At 34.8% G+C, this 16,479-nt stretch carries 17 protein-coding genes; 6 read left to right on the plus strand and 11 right to left on the minus strand.

Annotated features, from left to right (window positions below; genetic code table 11):
- Nucleotides 1-105: 105 nt before the first annotated feature.
- The 5 genes from O0931_RS01315 to O0931_RS01335 all read right to left on the minus strand — a co-directional run bounded on the left by O0931_RS01315 (nt 106) and on the right by O0931_RS01335 (nt 4,150).
- The gene (locus tag O0931_RS01315; RefSeq protein ID WP_269413761.1) at nt 106-696 is read right to left on the minus strand and encodes an NAD(P)H-dependent oxidoreductase; all 591 of its coding nucleotides are present in this window, start codon (nt 694-696) and stop codon (nt 106-108) included.
- Between the two features lie 80 nt (nt 697-776).
- Complete coding sequence (locus tag O0931_RS01320) at nt 777-1,319, minus strand: Crp/Fnr family transcriptional regulator (RefSeq protein ID WP_269413762.1); 543 nt, start codon at nt 1,317-1,319, stop codon at nt 777-779.
- Between the two features lie 497 nt (nt 1,320-1,816).
- Entirely contained in the window at nt 1,817-2,308 is a 492-nt protein-coding gene (locus O0931_RS01325) for a hypothetical protein (protein WP_269413763.1), read from the minus strand.
- 157 nt (nt 2,309-2,465) lie between these two features.
- Nucleotides 2,466-3,182, minus strand: coding sequence for a hypothetical protein (locus O0931_RS01330; protein ID WP_269413764.1), 717 nt, complete (start codon nt 3,180-3,182; stop codon nt 2,466-2,468).
- 47 nt (nt 3,183-3,229) lie between these two features.
- A complete protein-coding gene (locus O0931_RS01335) occupies nt 3,230-4,150 on the minus strand; it encodes a GIY-YIG nuclease family protein (protein ID WP_269413765.1) in 921 nt (306 codons plus the stop codon).
- A 244-nt stretch (nt 4,151-4,394) separates the two neighbouring features.
- Between O0931_RS01335 and O0931_RS01340 the strand changes: the two genes are divergently transcribed.
- The 4 genes from O0931_RS01340 to O0931_RS01355 are packed head-to-tail and all read left to right on the plus strand — an operon-like array spanning nt 4,395 to nt 7,882.
- Nucleotides 4,395-5,669: a hypothetical protein gene (locus tag O0931_RS01340; protein ID WP_269413766.1), complete on the plus strand. Its 1,275-nt coding sequence runs from the start codon at nt 4,395-4,397 to the stop codon at nt 5,667-5,669.
- Nucleotides 5,666-7,072 (plus strand): hypothetical protein, encoded by a 1,407-nt coding sequence (locus O0931_RS01345; protein WP_269413767.1) that lies wholly within the window; start codon nt 5,666-5,668, stop codon nt 7,070-7,072. Before O0931_RS01340 ends, O0931_RS01345 begins: the two co-directional genes overlap by 4 nt.
- Complete coding sequence (locus tag O0931_RS01350) at nt 7,069-7,461, plus strand: hypothetical protein (RefSeq protein WP_269413768.1); 393 nt, start codon at nt 7,069-7,071, stop codon at nt 7,459-7,461. The genes O0931_RS01345 and O0931_RS01350 overlap by 4 nt, the downstream gene beginning before the upstream one ends.
- Entirely contained in the window at nt 7,439-7,882 is a 444-nt protein-coding gene (locus O0931_RS01355; protein WP_269413769.1) for a PIN domain-containing protein, read from the plus strand. Before O0931_RS01350 ends, O0931_RS01355 begins: the two co-directional genes overlap by 23 nt.
- Before the next feature lie 752 nt (nt 7,883-8,634).
- On the opposite strand, the gene O0931_RS01360 is transcribed toward O0931_RS01355, so the two are convergent.
- The 3 genes from O0931_RS01360 to O0931_RS01370 all read right to left on the minus strand — a co-directional run bounded on the left by O0931_RS01360 (nt 8,635) and on the right by O0931_RS01370 (nt 10,172).
- Nucleotides 8,635-9,237, minus strand: a complete 603-nt coding sequence (locus tag O0931_RS01360) for a hypothetical protein (RefSeq protein ID WP_269413770.1) — start codon at nt 9,235-9,237, stop codon at nt 8,635-8,637.
- Nucleotides 9,234-9,662 carry a hypothetical protein gene (locus O0931_RS01365; protein WP_269413771.1) on the minus strand — a complete coding sequence of 143 codons (429 nt, stop codon included), beginning with the start codon at nt 9,660-9,662 and terminating at the stop codon, nt 9,234-9,236. Before O0931_RS01365 ends, O0931_RS01360 begins: the two co-directional genes overlap by 4 nt.
- A 153-nt stretch (nt 9,663-9,815) precedes the next feature.
- Nucleotides 9,816-10,172, minus strand: coding sequence for a hypothetical protein (locus O0931_RS01370; RefSeq protein WP_269413772.1), 357 nt, complete (start codon nt 10,170-10,172; stop codon nt 9,816-9,818).
- A gap of 324 nt (nt 10,173-10,496) precedes the next feature.
- Here O0931_RS01370 and O0931_RS01375 point away from each other — a divergent pair, with 324 nt between their 5' ends.
- Both O0931_RS01375 and O0931_RS01380 read left to right on the plus strand, forming a co-directional pair.
- A complete protein-coding gene (locus O0931_RS01375; RefSeq protein ID WP_269413773.1) occupies nt 10,497-11,129 on the plus strand; it encodes a DUF6266 family protein in 633 nt (210 codons plus the stop codon).
- Between the two features lie 192 nt (nt 11,130-11,321).
- On the plus strand, nt 11,322-11,666 hold the full coding sequence (locus tag O0931_RS01380; protein ID WP_269413774.1) for a single-stranded DNA-binding protein: 345 nt from the start codon (nt 11,322-11,324) through the stop codon (nt 11,664-11,666).
- A gap of 453 nt (nt 11,667-12,119) precedes the next feature.
- Here O0931_RS01380 and O0931_RS01385 read toward each other — a convergent pair whose 3' ends face one another.
- From O0931_RS01385 to O0931_RS01395, 3 genes are all read right to left on the minus strand, one after another.
- A complete protein-coding gene (locus tag O0931_RS01385; RefSeq protein ID WP_269413775.1) occupies nt 12,120-14,168 on the minus strand; it encodes a TonB-dependent receptor in 2,049 nt (682 codons plus the stop codon).
- An 85-nt stretch (nt 14,169-14,253) separates the two neighbouring features.
- Nucleotides 14,254-15,588, minus strand: a complete 1,335-nt coding sequence (locus O0931_RS01390; protein WP_269413776.1) for a PQQ-dependent sugar dehydrogenase — start codon at nt 15,586-15,588, stop codon at nt 14,254-14,256.
- Between the two features lie 85 nt (nt 15,589-15,673).
- On the minus strand, nt 15,674-16,402 hold the full coding sequence (locus tag O0931_RS01395; protein ID WP_269413777.1) for a hypothetical protein: 729 nt from the start codon (nt 16,400-16,402) through the stop codon (nt 15,674-15,676).
- Between the last annotated feature and the right edge of the window lie 77 nt (nt 16,403-16,479).

The raw sequence follows: 16,479 nt of genomic DNA on the forward strand, positions 1-16,479 counted from the left end.
GGCTTTGCGATTTGGCGGCTTGAAATAAAATCTTATGCAATATAACAGGCTGACGTTAAATTCCCTACCAATTTTGACAAACTTTTGCTAGCGCTTATCTTCTACTTATTTCATTTTTGCAAATTTATTCTCAAGGCTTGTCAGCCATTTTATACGTTTCTTGTCCGACGCCATTTTAACCATACTTAGATTTATCCACTTTCTGTTTTTGTAACCCATTTTCCAAAAAGTCCCTGTTATGACTGCCTTTTTTATTGCGTTTCCGAAAAGTATTCGATAAAGAATGCCTGGTGTATTCATTGTTGTTATCACGGTAACACTTTTCACATTTTTAAAAAGGGGTATCATTCCGTTTCCGCTCGGTGTATAATCATATGCTACACCTGGAAAGATTACTTTGTCAATAAATCCTTTTGTCATTGCAGGCATTAACTCCCACCAAATTGGAAAAATAAAAAGCAAATGGTCGGCTTCATCAAGCCGTTGTTTATATTCGATAACTTTCGGGTCGATGGGTTTCCTGTCTTTGAAAGCTTTAAGGTCCGCCGCTGTCATTACAGGATTGAAGCCGTCCCTGTCAAGATGAATAAGGTCAATTTCGTGATTGGCTTTTTGAAGTCCTTTTGTTACTGCTTTTAAAATTGCGTTGCAGTAACTTCCCTCATAAGGGTGATTGAAAACGATTGCTATTCTCATTTTTGTATTGTTTAAAATTTACGCTACAAAATTGAGAAGCTACTTCCTTGTGGAACGATAACAATTGTAAAGAAATGATTTTAATGTCTGTTTCTTATTCGGCTTAGTGAAACAGGTGTAATACCAAGATACGAAGCAATATAATGTTGTGGAACACGCTTTAAAATTTCGGGATGTTGCTTCAATAATTCTTTGTAACGCTTTTCGGGATTGTCTTTTATTCTTGAAAGAAAAAGTTGTTGATAAAAGAATAAACGCTGAAAAATATGCTCATCCACTTCTTTTTTTATAATTATTGACTCGTTTAAAACAAACTCAAAGTCTTTTTTTGAAATAGATTGAATAATGCAGGGTTCAATGCTTTCGATAGTAAATAAGCTTGGTTCGTTTTTTTTAAAACTTTCAATAGAAGAGACACCATAACCTTCAAAAAAAAACTGAAAAGTAATGTCTTTACCATTGTTGTTAAACCAGGAACGCAGGCAGCCGTTCTCAATAAAATACGCAGTTTTCGAAATTTGACCTTCTTTTAAAAGGGTGGTCTTGGCAGAAATTTCCTGTCGTTTAAATAGGTGGCTAAACTTTTCCCACTCGCTTTTTTTTATACTTGTCTGTTCATTCATCAGGCTTTAGTTTTACCGTTGCCACTAACTGTTTTCAGGTTTTGCGAATTTTGAACTTACTTATGCAATTGCCCACGATAATAACATAATAAATAATGCTACACTTAGCTAATACATGTTGCCCAAAAATTACAAAGCTGTTAGTGGCTAGTAAGGTTTTGCGGCCTGGCGATGTGTTTAGAATACAAAGTACTAATTAAAACTAAGTTCATCTGAAAAACTAACATTTGAATTTGCGTTTTAACATATCTGACAAAACTTTTTTGGCTATTGGAATAAATTCGTCAAAACCCGCTCCACTTTTATTGTCAATTATGGTCTGAATTGAATAATCTTATTTACAATTATAAATTATCCATTCAGCATTTTGATTAAGTATTTCACTTTTTAAATTTTCTACTTTACCATTATAAAATTTATTAGTAGAAAAGTAATTGTTATTTTGCTTTTGTTATCATATACTTACTACCACTATTAACAGTTATTTTTATTCATTTTCAATGTCCGGGTATTGTTGGTGTGGTCAACCACATTATCGTCATACCTGCAATGCCTCCTGCCAAGGCTAGTGTCCAAAATATTTTTATTATCACAGGGGATGTAATTTCCTTATTAAAACCTGGTCCATTAAATGTTATCAGTCCAGGATGTTTTGCAAGAAAGGTTGCTCCACCTTTTAGATAAATCCAAATACTCCCCCGGATCCAAATAATTATAATGGAGAAATGAAAAATTAAAACCATTGGGTTCATTGATTTAGGATTGAAATAGTCCCAAATACCATATGTAATACCAGTCAAGTCACCAATTGCCATAATCACCCAAGGAATATTCCCATAAATAAGCAAACCTTTTATTAGTTTGTCGTAACCTTCTTTGCGTTCAGGGTTATCTGCAATGTATTTATCTGAACGGGTTTTGAAAATGATTCCGTTGATAATCATCACGGCAATGAATATTACCCAAGTATATTTAAAAATGAAATCCATTCTTGTTCTTATTTAATTGGTGCTAACATTGAAGCATTGGCGTTATAGGAGAAATCAGGGAACGTCAGCTTAACCCTTGTACTAAAGTTCAATTGAAAAACTGATCTTGAACCTTTGTTCGTCAGCCCCTATAACGCTATCCCTGTTAGTGCCAGTCTTATTTGAGTCGCTTGTCTTCAATGTACTTGTATAGTTCAGTAATGGTTTCAAATTTTGTCTGGCTAATTTGTCTGTCCTTGTAAGCCCTAACAATTTCGTTAAAGCTTTGTCCCCAAGCAGTAAAATCATAACGTGTACCGCATTTCTCTCTTATGTCTTCTGGGCATAAACACAACCATACGAAATCATTTATTTCAGTCCAATTTATAAACTTGTCAGCATTGTTGATATTAATTTTTTCAGGGCTAAATAATATTGGTCTGATTGCTATTTTCCCGAAATTAGTTTCTATAAACTTGGTTGAACGAAAAGACTGTAATTGTGAGTTCTCTTTGGTTTGAACAAGAGAATTTAATTCAGTGGCTATATCGTCAATTTTATCGTCTGCTAAAACTCCTGTCCACCGAAGAAGCTTTTGCAATGGCTCAAGAGTCTCTTTTTGTTTTAAGCAATGATTAAATTGTAAAGGCTGTCCTTTGCTTTTTACTTCTGCAATAATGATGTCAATATTAGAAGAAATTTCTAAAAATTTTGATGAGTTATGTTCTGTGTAATATTGATTGTGTAAAGGAAAACGTACAGCTAATATGTCAAGTTCTCCTTCTATCTTCTTTTCGTCAGAATGAATAATATAACCCGTCGTAAAATAGCCATTTAAACGAAGGTATAATGTCGCAAGTTGTTCCTGAATTGTGGATTTTTCTTTGTCTGTCATTGTCGTGAAGATAGTCTGGAAAGGTTGACGCTTGTTAGCTACCGCTATTATTGTGTTTTTAGTCGTTCTTCTTCAATTTCTTTTAACGTTTTTCCGTACTTATCTTTCCATGTTTGTGGTCCTGTAATACTGTAGCCGACGATTATTGCTGCTGCTGGTGAAGCGGTGTCAAATAGTGCGTTCTTTTTAAAAATATATTTGTTGTTTTCTAAAACTAATGTTTCATTAATTATTAGTTTATCCCTAAGTTCTTTATAGCCGTTTGGCATACTTGGCTTAAGGTCTTTGGCTGCTTCAGAACCTTCTAACACAACTATTCCTTCGTCAGTCTGTAAACCTTTTGCTTTGAGACCTGAAACTGAAAGAAAAATTTCCAAGTTACTTTTCATAGAAACTATTTCGCTGTCTTGGATTGTTGTAGTTAATGGAATATGCTCTTCTTTCTTTTTCGAAGTTGTAGTGACATCTTCTAAAAATTTATGTCCTAATACACCAATTAGTAATTTAATATATGTTAAAAATTCTTCCATCGCATCTCTGTCTGCAGGTGGCAAAGAAGAAAGTTGTGATTGGTTATAATTGTCAATTGTGTATCTCTTTGTAAAAAAAGCAATTTGAATTAATCTACTTTCGAGATATTTGACATGTGATTTAGTTAAATTCTCATCCTTACTAACAAAAAAAACAACTTCATTCCAAAATTCCTTATTCGTAATATGGTTTTGTAATCTGTCAAAAACATTTTCTGCTTCACCAATATATGCTTTTGGGTCACCTGTTTCTTCATCTTGTCCAAAAAGAAAATAAACTCCCGGTCTTTTAGCTTCAGCATATTCTTTGAGTTCAGAAGTTCTAAATCTTGGACACGAAATTGATTGAATTGTCTGATTAACTACTTCCCCAAATTTTATCCCTGTTACAGTTCCGTCTTTTAGGTAAATTCGTATGCTTTTGCCAAATGTTGTCATTCTATGTTTTTTGTCTGTTATTTCGTTTGTTATAGTTGCAGCTGATGCCCCAGGGCTTTACGACGTTGGTGTGCTTGGGTTAAATTTTATACAATATAACATTCTAAAGATGAATTTTCCGCCAATTTTGCAAAACCTCCTGTTAGGTGCAGCTATGTTATGAGCAAGATAGCTTATTGATGACTATCTGATCTTTATCTTTTAGTCGAAAATATTCATAACTTTAAATCTGTAATATCTATAAGTGAACATTTTCGAGCAACTAAATTATAAACTATCAGAAGTTAAGAAATTTTATTTTTTTGACTACTTTTATATTCTACTCAAAGCCATTGAAGAAGCGGAAGGCTTCAATGTGTTTGTACGCTTCCAAAATTTAAAACAGGCTTTAAATTTAGGGGAATCAAAATATAAAAAAATAGGTGCGATTGCGGAAACAATTTCTGATTCAATGTTAAACCGATATTGGTATACATTTGGTGAAGTTGTTGAAGAATCAGTAACACTTGGACTAATCCAACATCAAGGCAATAAATATAAACTTAGCGAAAAAGGATATGGGTTATTGGAAACTTATAAAACTTCAGGACAAGAGATTTTTAATGAACAACTATTTACTTTAATCGAAAGTAGGAGCTTTGGGTTTCATTATTTGTTGACGACAATATTTGCAAACAATCAAAATAATGCTGGAACACTTGTGTTTCCGAGTTATTCACCACTAAAACTGCATTTTTCCAAACAACAACTTGTTGAAGAAAATAAGTTTGTTGATTATCTCAATGCTCTTTGCGGAAAGTTAATGGAAGACATTTTTCAACATATTGGGATTCAAGTTAATTTAAATACAGCAAATAATGAGTTGATTGACAAACTAGTTGAGACTGGTCTTATTGATAAAACGTATAACTTAAGAGATGCTAAAGAATATAATCTTATAGTTAAACGAGTTCGTGACTTCTGGGCCAGCCATTTCTTAAGGAATATTTATGGATTTAAAAACATTAATAGCATAAGTAACTTTGACATTTGGGTATATAGAGCAAAGCAACTAGGAATTTTAAATATTACAGAGTTTCACCCTGGATTTAGTGGTAAAATGATTTATCCAACATCAATCATTTATAAAAAAATTAAATCTAGTGAGTTTAAAAAAATCTATGAATATCCTACAGGTGATTTTTTGTATATACACAACCCTTCATTTAGCGATAGTTTTATTTCAAGTTTATATGAATCGTACATTGAATTAAAAAGATCACACACAACATATTTTGTTAACCTTAATGATATCAGAGACATAGTTTGCTATAAATTAAAAATATCAAATAAAAAGTTTTCTGATTTGTTAAGTGAGGCTTATGAACTGAATTTAAAAGGGACGTTAAGTATAAGCATAAGTTTAGAAGCTGATAAACTTCCTTCAGAGAAAGCCGTATATTTAATCAGAGATCCAATATACATTGGTGGAAAAGTTAAAAACATTATTGCCATTGAAATTAATACTAATAAAAAATGAGTAAAATCTTTAGAAAGGCTACCGTACCAATAACAGAGGATCTTATAAATAGAAAATTTTTGAAATATGGGTTGTCAGAAAATCCATTTCCAATTACTCCATATGTCAATCAAGATTCTCCAGAGAAAAAATATAATGGGAGTATTTATGATGATTCTATTCGACAAGATGAGTTTGAAAAAATAAAAGCTAATTTTCTAAGTATATCTCAAAGCGAACCAGATCATTTGCGTTTAGGCTTTATTGTTGATAAATCATTTATCGGAAGAGGAAATGGAAAGTCTTCTTTTTTACTTCATTTAAATAAGGCTATAAATAGTGATTATTGTTTAGATATTTCAAATAGCGTTAATAAGTGTTTTTCCATTTATTTCTCACCAGATGGTAGTGGTACAATAAAGAGCTTCGACAAATTTGTTGATAATTTTTTTCAAGCAATATTAAAGCAAAAAATAATTAATGAGGCACTTGCTATCCTTAGATATGAAGCTATTGAAGAGTTAAATGAGTGGAAGGATATTGATGTTTCAACTCTGGAGGAGAATGAAATTGTTGATGTTTTAAATGATAAGGATTGGTTGACAAAGCACACTAAATCATTTAGAGTTGTCATTACTAAGCATATCTTAAAGAATCCATTACTAGCATCATTACCAGGTGATTCTCCTTTATACAACGACTCAAAAGGGTATAAATTTGCTAATCAGGACACGTTTGTAGAGTACTACAGTACTTTAAAAAAGGATAAGGCAAAATTGGAATTTGTTTTTGATCATTTGATATCAATATTTATAGCTGCCGGGTTTAATGGGGCATATGTTCTTGTTGATGATTTTGAAAAAATACCAGACTTTCAAAGTTCTAATCAAAAAAAGGATTTCGCAACTCAATTGAGAACTGTGTTATTTGATGGTGGTTACTTAAACTCGAAAATTGGGTTTTTCAATTTCGTTTTAGCATTACATGCTGGAGTGCCTAGATTAATGGCTGAGCCTTGGAGCTTGGCAGGAATGGAACAACGTGTGCCGATGTCTGCCAATGTTGACCAAAAGCACATCATCGATTTTGGAAAATTAGAAAATAAGCACGCTATCACATTAATTAAAAAATATCTTAATGAATTTCGGATTGACGAATTTAAAGGAGAAGAATTATCTCCATTTGATGAAGAAAGTATAATCTTATTAGCAAATAATTCCGAGATGAATATCTCTAAAATCTTAAAAAATTCAAATCAAATTCTAGAAATTGCAGATGCAGATGCAGTAGGAAAAATTGATTCAAATTATGTTAAATCTTTTTTTACTAAAAAAACTGAGTCAAGCCAACAAGTAGAAGATAAAATTATTAATAAATCTGAAAAAGTTGATTTGTTAAAAAAAATAGATCCTTCTCAAAAATGAACTATTGCTTAAGAAGAGAGGAATTTTCATCATTTTTTGATGTTTTGCTCAATGATAAACAACTCGATAACAACTTTGAAGAGGAGCTACAAATGCGAATTGATGCATGTTGCAACTGGGAAGATAGCTTAGGTATAATGTTATACGTTTTCACTCATTATTTACAGAAGAAAAAAAAAGATACTGGGATAATTAATTCAGAGCAATTAACTAAGGTTTTAACTCTAAATGAGATTGGAAATTTTGTTGTTGAAACATTAGATCGTGATTTTATCTTGTATATGATGTCTTATAACAGAGCTAAAATAAATGAAGAATTAGCAGATACTTTAGTTCTTATACATCAAAACTATTTAGACCACACATATGACTCATCTTTTTGTTTTTGATACTGTAAGTTTTATAAACTATCATTTTGATTTTTTTGATGAAAAATTGAAATTGTCAAAGAATGTTGTTGATGATATTAAAAGATGCTTGAGTCCAGACTTTCTAGACTATAAGTTAATAATTCCTAGTATTGTTTTTGTAGAAATTTTCGATAAGCAACTCAAAACTGATGAAAAGGCATCAAAATTTAAATCGGAAATTTTATCTGTTTTTCTTGATAGTGATGATGTTGAAATCAAGGGACTTGATGCAGAAATTCTAGAAATTTTTTATAATATTGACAATGACATTATTAAGTTAGAAACACACGATAAGTTAATATTGTCATCCGCAATACAAATGAAGGCTAAACTTATCACGAATGACGAAAAAATTAAGACTTACATCGATACTACAGGTGAGGTTGAGATAGTTTTCTGATATCATGTGATATCTAATTGGGATTATTATATTTAATTAAAAAATTAGTCGATTTTATCCGTTTAGCCTCCTACTAGCTAATTTCCTTTTCTCATCCTTATTCTGCGAATAACGTGGGAGAAATCAACAATTTTTTTATCTTGCCATATACCCAAGCAGACTGGTGGAAGTCCAGGAATAATTCGGTACTCCGACGTTGTTCGCAGCGACCTGGTATTTTAAAATTTTTTATTATGCGAACGTCGAAAAATCTAAAGGCTATCCAAGAATTCCAAACAAACAAAATCTGCAAATGCGGAGCCTATGAACCATGAAAGCGAAAATTACCAGAAGGCAAACGTCGGCTCAAAGTTTCAGGCAAACTTATTGTACACCAACGAGCTTGGGGCAAAGAAGATAGTATTTATGACAATGTTCCAAAGATTAGACTTGAAGGGCAATGGTTAAGAAATACTGGTTTTGAGAGCGGCTAATATGTTGTTGTCTCATGTGAAAACGGGAAACTCATTATTGAAATTAAGAAAGATTAAGCCAAAGACCTGTCGGCTATAATTGTCGGTAGGTTGATATGAAATTTTTTAGGTATGCGAAACGGGATGTATGCGCCTAGTATTGCACATAACGTTTCGCTGCTTTGCTTCGCTGCGAAATAAAGCGAGCTTAGTTCTTTCCGCCAAGATAATGATTTTTTGTGGGGAAAATTATAAGTGAAACTGACAATCGCAGTGAGGCAAAACAGCTGTTATGCACAGTTAATTTTGAATTGAATAGCCAAATTTTAAAAATAACTCTTCGATATCATGAAAACCATAATAATTAATATATGTCCAAACTCTTTTTTTATACTCCTCACTTTTTCGTTGATTTTTTATGTCAGCTAAAATCCTAATTTGATATTCTAAGAATGGCTTTACATCTTCATATTCAATTACCCCTGATTTTATATAACGATTAAAAACAGAAAGTTTGTCAAAATAGTCATCAAAAACTTCTCTAATTTTCGATTCATTTTCTGAAAAATCTCCACGAATTGTATCAATTACTAACGCTTCATAAACTAAATCATCATGAATCGATTCCATTTCATTTTCTTTGTAAAGTGGGATGTTTGCATTATTGTAATCAAGAATTTTTTGAACCATTTTTACTGATTTACTTTCACTAAACTCATTTATACGAGCTGTTGTGAATTTTGCTCTTTCCCATTTTTGATTGGCTCTAAAAGTTAAAAAAGTAAAGACAATAGCTATGCTAGTTAACAAAATGCCAATAATTTTTATCGTACTTTCCAACCTATCTTTTTTGGGCATTTTGGTTGGCAAAAAGTTGTATGAGAAAATGTTTTCTGAACTCATTTTACGTAGTAAAAGTTGTAAATTTTTGCTTCTAAAATAGCTGTGATTTTTCTTCCTGGACAGTCAGACACTGCGTTTAATTCAAATTTATAACTCATGTAATCTTTCTTGATAAAAGGTGGAAATTTATAAATTTTTTCGCTTTTTGAAGGTTTAGTTAGTTCTTGTTGTTCTTGCGTGCCTTTTTTTGGAAACCATTCTCTTATTTTTTTCTGATATACTGCACATCCCCTGATTGTTAGAGTATCCACTTTACTTTTAGGGTTATAACTTTCTCTAAATTCAATCACATCATTGTGGTGTAATCGAATTTTTTCGCTAGTTATAATTTGTGGAATATTATTTACAAAAATTTGAATTCTATTTTGAGCACTTGAAGTTTGTGTCACTAAATAGAAAAGAAGTATTGAAATGATTGTTTTCATGATGTCGATTTAATTGTGCATAACACCCAAGGCTTTGCCAAGTTGGCGGTTAAGATAAACTTTTATGCAATATAACTGGTTGAAGATGATTTTCCGCGAATTTTGCAAAACACCCATGTAAAAGCACCTTTTTGAAATATATTTTTCCCAAATTCATTTCTCCTTCTGCTTAACCAATAAAAATTCACCATCAGCTAAATCCAGAAAACCATATTCATAACAAAAGCTATAGATTTTTCCGGTTTGGGTTTGATATACAGAGGTGAAATAATCAAAATTGAAACCTTCAGCCGTTAGCTTCTTCCTGCTTATTTTCCTGGTCTTTCCTTCGGGATTTAGTTTAGCCAGGATGGTTCGGTTTCGTTTAAGAATGCAGTTTACTTTCTTAACCATCAGGCTGTCTTCAGCTTTGAGGTGGTTGTTGTAATTGTTGCGGCATAAATCATCGCAGTATTTTTTGTCGGATCTGCCTTTAACAGGCGTACCGCAATCGAGGCATAAGCGTTCCATAATAATTCGGTTTTTTATTATGGGATGATGACTAAAAATAATAATAATAATTTCAATTCCAAAACCAGAAGAAAGTTCCTGATTTGGTTGCTGATGAAGCTAATCGCGCCTTGAAAACATTAAGTATATCTTAAGTATTTTTTATTTAAATATGGATATCAATCGGATATGGTTCGGATGTAAGACGGAACTGTGACAATTCTACCCGATTAAAACCGGTTTAAAATCAATTTATTATACATTATATGACTTAGGTTTTTCATATATTAGCTTAACCCAATCATCCCTGAACTATTTTGTTAATTTTTAAAATAAATACAGGTTATGGCAATATTAGATGGCGGTCCTAATGGTGGTTTCAGCGGTAAAGTCGGCAGTGTTGTTGGCTATTTGCGTTATGGTAAATGGCTAATCAGAGCTTTGCCAAAAAAACGAAAAGATAAGCCCAGTAGTAAGCAATCCCTAAGCAGGTCGGGCTTTACGGCTGTTCAGCATTTCCTTGGCCCATTGCTTCCCTTTATAAGAGTGGGTTTTAACCTCGATGCGCAGTCAAAAAACATGTCAGCCCATAATGCGGCAAAATCGAACATCATGCGCATGGCGCTTAATACGGAGGGTACAATAGATTATTCAAAAGTAAATCTATCTTCTGGAAATTTACCAGGTGTTAAAGAACCGGCGGTAGCGGCAGATGATGCGGGCTTGCATTTTAGCTGGAGAAATAATCAGAACGAGCCTGGTGTTGGTTATAATGACCAGGTAATGATTGCCGGATATGCGGAGCAGCTGCATCAGGCTTTTTTTATACTCAGCGGCGCAAGACGAAGTGAAGGTTATGAGAAGATGAGCCTGGATACAATTGTAACCGGCCATACATATCATGTTTGGATGGCTTTTATTTCCGACGACCGACGGCGTATTTCTACATCAGTTTACGTAGGGGAGGTGGATGTTTAAGCGACTTCATTATTCCTGTTTTCAAATCAAATGTTTATTTACCGTCTTTAAAGGATGATTATCCATTTTAAACGTTTATAAACGACTATAAATATTTAATGTACGGCTAATTTTTGATGCCTCCTGCAACTTTGTGCTGTCGATAGTCATGGTGGCTATTGGTCGTTAAACATTTAGAAAATTTAAAAGATTATGGAAAACGTAACAAACAAAGTCGTATTAAGCGGCTATGCAGGTGCTGATGCAGAAGTAAAGAATTTATCAGGAACACAAAAACTGGCTAAGGTAAGGTTAGCGGTAAATGATTATTATAGAAATGCTTCCGGCGAAGAAATCAAAAACACACAATGGTTTAACCTGACTTTCTGGAATGCCAAAGCAGATATTGCTGAACAGCAAATTAAAAAAGGCACCTATTTATCAATTGAAGGCAGACTGTTGAATAATTTTTATGAAGCTAAAGACGGAAGCAAGCGGTATACCACAGAGATCGTCGTAACTGAAGTTTCCTTTAAAGAAGCAGAAGTTGTTAATTAACAGCGTATTTGGTGTTATGCTGGTATCTTAATGCAATAGGTGATTTATGCCTATTGTATTAAGAATGCCCACCTGCGTGGGCAGGACGGCTTGCGAGAAAAGGCGATTTGAGGAAAAACGTTTTTAGAAGAAAGGCGATTTGAGGAAATGGTTTGAGGTCTTTTTTCGTTTAGTTTTGGCATTTCGCCATTCCCTACCGGATAGGGAATCCTAATGCGTTAGGTGGGTTTATTCATATTACATTAAGATGTCCACCTGCGTGGGAAAGACGGCGTGAGGGGGAAGGATGATATGGTTGAGGCGTTAATGAATACAGTTTTAGCGTTTCGTCATTACCTGCTTTTGACAGGGAATTCTAAAGCGATAGGTGGGTTTATGCATATTACATTAAGATTCCCACCTGCGTGGGAAAGACGGCGTGAGGGGGAAAGGCTGGTTATTTAAAAACAAGCGCTACAATTTTGCGGAAAGCCCTGTATAGTAATTTCTTCCGGCTGCAGGATTAAAATACCGGTTGTTCGCTGCATTCAGGTCGTTTCCTAAACTGTAATTTTCATTCAGCAGGTTATTTATACCGGCAAATATTTCGAGGTTTACTTTACCGATTTTTAAATTTCTGAAACCTGCTTTGCCTTCAATTAAGTTATACCTTTTTGCGAAAACGGTGTTTGCATCATTTAACGGAATAGCAGATGTATAATTATGCTGCCCAAATAAGTAAAAACCTTTCGCAAATTGGAATTCCAGGCTGCTTACCAATACATGTTCCGGTACACCGGTTAGCTTGTTCCCTGAATAATCGGAGGTTCCATTTATGAAACTTTCAAAACGATAATGGCTGTAGCTATAATTGCTTCTTAATTGTAAAGCATTTAAAAAGCCTTTGTTGTTTTGTATCAACCAGAATACGGTTTCTATTTCAATACCTTTTTGTTTAGTACCACCGGCATTAATAAAATATTCAGCATCATTTGCATTCAGTCGCCTTACGATTGCATCCTTTAACTGAAATTGAAAAAGATTCCCATTCGCGTAAAAGCGGTTATTTTTTGTTTTATACCTTAACCCCATTTCATAATTCCAGCCTTTTTCTGCCTGCAGGTTATTATTAATGTTGTTGTCAGAAGAACGGACCTCGGCCAGGGTAGGCGGTGAATAACCTTTACTCACAGAAGCGCGGACAGAAAATTCGGTATTTAACAAGTATGAAAGCGCCAGCTTAGGCATCAGCTGTGCACTAAAATTTCTTTTCCGCAGGTCTATTGCCTTTGGAAAAAAGCTTTCATATTTATAATTAAAAAAGTTAAGGCTCGAGGCCAGTTCAATAAGCAATTTACTGCTGATGTCGAAATTGAAACGCAGGAATGCAAAATCCTGATTGGCTTTTAGATCATCATAAGCCTGCATGGCAGCAGCCGAACCTGCATTATTATTAAAATTTTTAACCTGTGTTCTGGTTCCTGAACTTTCTATACCGCCCTGGGCATTCCATTTAAAGTTTTCGGTATTTTGGGCATATTCTAAAAATGTGCGTAAGCCCAAAGTGCTTTCATAACGTTTTTCGTAATTGGTTATGAACGGATTCTTAAAATCGGTATAAGAGGTAAATAACGCAATAACATGCCTGAAATGCTTGTCGATTTGATAGGTGTTTGATAAGCCTGCAAAAATAGTTTTATTATAAATTGCCGCTTGCTGCGTGATGGCTCCGGGAATTGTTGCTGTTGCAGGCCGGGCGAGTTTTGGATCTTGAGCCAGTTGTGCTGCCGTTAAGCCACCCGGGGTTTGATAAGCCAAATCACTGAAAAAAATAAAAGCCTTTAAAAATCCCGAAGCATTATAATTCCATTGCTGCGTGGTCTGAAAATATTTTCTATCCATGGCACTGTTTTGCCGGTACCCGTCACTTTTCTGGTAACCTTGTGTAACACTGAGCTTGTAATTCCTAAAAGTTTGCTGAATGTTTGCAGTTTGATGAAATAAGCCATAAGAACCACCAGTTAAAGATGCCTCTATTTTATTCCGGATTTCAGGCGTATTTATCAGGATAGCACCCCCGGTATTAGCACCAAAAATACTGGCATCCGGGCCTTTGTAAATTTCCATTGAACCGATGGTACCCACATCCAAAAGATTCAGATAGGTATTTCCCCCCGCATCGGTTAAAGGGAAATCGTCTAAATAAATTTTTATATTACGAATACCAAAAGGCGATCGCAACAAACTACCGCGTAGCGATAAGCGGTAACTTCCCGGCGAACGTTCTTCCATGCGCACACCCGCAACCGAATTGAATGTACTGACCAGTGAACTGTTTTGTTGATTTCTGATTAAATTGCTGTCAATTAAACTAACAGCAGAAACTGAACGGATAAGGGGTTGTGTATTGTAGTAACCCTTTACAACAACATCGTTTAATTTTTTTACAGAATCTGTTTGCGCATTTTGTGCTGCTGCAGTTAGGGCAAAACAAGTAAAAATAAAAGTAAGCGTTAATTTCAATAGAGATTGATTAAGTATTTTAAAACGGGTGCGCAGATTAAGTACCAAAAGTACAATAATCTGCGCACCCGAAGCAAAGGGAAAACTATTTAGCTGCAACTTTCCATATTATGCCGCTCACATCATCTGCAACGAGTAATGCCCCCTCAGGTGTTAACGTTACACCAACCGGACGGCCATAAACTTCTCCTTTATCTGCATTGGCAATAAAGCCGGTTAAAAAATCTTCAGGCTTACCTGTTGGTTTGCCATTTTTAACAGGTACAAATGCAACTTTATAGCCAGATAAAGCAGAACGGTTCCATGAACCATGCTGACCAATAAATGCACCACCCTGGTATTTGGCAGGGAATTTAGTTGCTTTGTAAAATGCAAGTCCTAACGAAGCTGTATGGGAGCCGAGAGGAACATCCGGTACAATCGCTTTTTTTACAAGTTCAGGATTTTTGCCTTTCATTCGCGGGTCTTCATTTTGCCCGTAATAAGAGAACGGCCACCCATAAAAAGCGCCTTCTTTTACACTTGTAATGTAATCCGGAACAAGGTCATCACCTAAGCCGTCACGCTCATTTACGGCGGTCCAAAGTTTATTTGTACCGGGTGCCCAGTCAATACCGACAGGATTGCGTAAACCACCTGCGTAAATTTTTTCGCCTGTTCCATCCGGATTTACCTCTAAAATATTTGCCCGGCGAACTTCGTGTTCCATACCATTTTCACCAACGTTACTGCCTGAACCTACAGTTATATAAATTTTGCTTTTATCTGCGTTGGCAATTAGATTCCTGGTCCAATGGTTATTATAGCCTCCTGCGGGCAGTTCTACTATTTTTTTTCCGTTGCCTGTAATTTTAGTGTCGCCGGTTTTATAGGGGAATTGTAAAAGCCCGTCGGTATTGGCAACATAAAATTTATCACCAATAATCAGCATGCCATAGGGCTGGTTTAAACCTTTAAGAAAAGTGGTTACCGTTTCAGCTTTTCCATCCTTATCGGCATCGCGGTATAACAAAATGGTATTTGCGCTTTTTCCGGGTACTTCCGATTTAGATTTACCGGTAACTACACCGGCAATGGCTTCGGTTGTACTTCTTTCTGAATTGCTTAACACCACTAAAACATCACCATTTGGTGCGATATATGTATTTCTGGGACTTTTGATACCGGAAGCAAACCTGGTTACTTCAAAGCCCTCTGGTGCAACCGGGGTTTTACCATCCGGCCAGCCAATAACCTTACTGAATTTATTTTTTGATGCCGTTGTGTCTGCAGCAGGCAGATTTAATTCAGCAGTATAAGTTTCAATAGTGGTATCAGCAGCAGCAAGGCTATCATTTTCCTTTTTAGAATTCGAGTTCGATTGGCAGCCGGCCAGCAGGGCTGATGCAAATAATGCGGTGTATAAGATTTCTTTTTTCATAGGTCATAGTTGAGCAATAGATAGGATTGTTACCCGACTTATAACAGCAAAAAAGAAAGGATGTTTTTGGTGATTGAAAAACTGTTTATAAAATTTTATAGGACAGTCCAAATCTTAATATCCCTGAGTTTACTTTTTGGTCACTGCCGCCAACAAAGCCTTCTCTATAATCTGATAAGCCAAAGGCATAGCCGGTGTACGCACCTAAACGGCTATAATTTACGCCAATTTGAAATCTCGGCCTGATGTCGGTATTGATTGTTTTGCGGTCTGCATCTGAAGAATACCCTCTTCCGTTAACAGCAGTTGCTTCGCCTTTTTCTCGCATGGCCAGAATAAAACCTAAATCAAATCCTCCGGTTAAATCTATGGTAGTTTTCCCTTTGCCAAACCGGTAGCCAAAATTTGGATGTAAGTTTAGCACATCAGAATTTAAAAAAGTTTCACCGGAAGCAGAAAGATCTGCGGTAAGACTACCGGCATTGGTATCAGAAACACGGGTAATTGGTGTTTTTGCGCTTAATCTCTCGAAACCCAAGTCAAACCCTAATAAAAGGTTATTACTGAATATCAGCTTTGAATTTGCCGAAAGCCCATAACTCAATGTGAATTGATGTCCGTAAGGGTTATTTGTATAATTTAGTTCCTGACCGTTAACTGTGGCTACATTTAAAAAGCTATTGTTGGCTGAACCAACACCACCATAATGGTACCAGCCGGAATTTAAGGCTGCGGATAATTCTAATTTTTGAGCAAAAGTTTTTTGAGCGAAAAAAAGAACGACTAAGAAGGTTAATTTGATTGGGTTTTTCATTTCAGGAGTATTTGATATAGATTTAATAAAAGTACAAAATCTAAAATATGCTCACTTATTTTTATTCATAAAATAAA

The sequence above is a fragment of the Pedobacter rhodius genome (assembly GCF_027213645.1).
Taxonomy (GTDB): Bacteria; Bacteroidota; Bacteroidia; order Sphingobacteriales; family Sphingobacteriaceae; genus Pedobacter; species Pedobacter rhodius.